The 964-nt window shown below is 35.8% G+C and carries 1 protein-coding gene and 1 pseudogene; one reads left to right on the forward strand and one right to left on the reverse strand.

The features are described 5' to 3' along the window. Positions 1–241, forward strand: a pseudogene (locus AC1DJR_RS31485) (hypothetical protein); the annotation flags it as partial. A 201-nt stretch (positions 242–442) separates the two neighbouring features. Here the strand turns inward: AC1DJR_RS31485 and AC1DJR_RS31490 are convergent. Continuing rightward, positions 443–658, reverse strand: a complete 216-nt coding sequence (locus AC1DJR_RS31490) for a phage head closure protein (RefSeq protein ID WP_477004413.1) — start codon at positions 656–658, stop codon at positions 443–445. Positions 659–964: the final 306 nt, after the last annotated feature.

Genomic DNA, 964 nt, shown 5'->3' on the forward strand with positions numbered 1-964 from the left:
ATTACTTGAATCGAGATCAAGCAAAAATAGTGAAACTGTTCCCAATGCTCAAAGTATTATGGATGATTTCGAAAAGAGCCACGTGCTAACAGAGGGCATTTATGAGATAGCTGTTCTGACCATGTATTCCAGCCCTAATGAAACAAGCATAGGAGGAACGGATAGTCGTAATAATAATGTCATGTTTACCGTGGATGAACAAGGGAAATTCGAAATATTAAAAACAACTGTAGATTCTTGATAAAATAGGCCAATTGTTGTGTTTTAAATAAAGGGCGACTTCCCACAAGGGATAGAGAGCCCCTTTTGTTTTTATTGCTGTTCTTGTTCTATTATTAATAACCCAGTGGTTCAAACCCACTTAGCCAAAAACGGGGACAGCTCAACTTTGAGCATCCCCCCACTGAAAAAGGTACGTCCAACTTTGGACAGTCCTCCCTGCTTAATTAATTGCATAAGCATATAAAGTTAAATCTTGTTTATATCCTTCGAAATCATCAATACGAGTTATGCCATATTCTTTACCTCTAAACATAATGCTCATACTTGGATGTAAATCACTTCTCCATCCAATTCTAAAAATAGCCTCTACCTTGTAATTTGTTACGGCTGCACCTAAAAATTCATTAGCTGATGCTAGTCTGTAATAAGCCCAAATATTTTCGCCAACTTTTTACGGACTTTTTATTTCAATTTGTTGTCCTATTTCATCTCTTTCATATTCAACCTTTAAAATCGTTATTTTTTTATCCTTTTTTTGAGTTGTGACCACTATAATTCCCCTTCTTATAAAGCTCTTAAAAATTCATCATGATGCTCAAATAATCCAACATACGCATCTAACATACTTGCCGTTCCATCTATCCGCATCTTAGCAGCTTGATTTTTTACCGGTACAATATTGCCGTTCCGATCAGTTTCAACACCTGTATTAGTTAAACACCACTTGAGAATAGGTGAATTA

Source organism: Bacillus sp. 05T31, assembly GCF_056396725.1.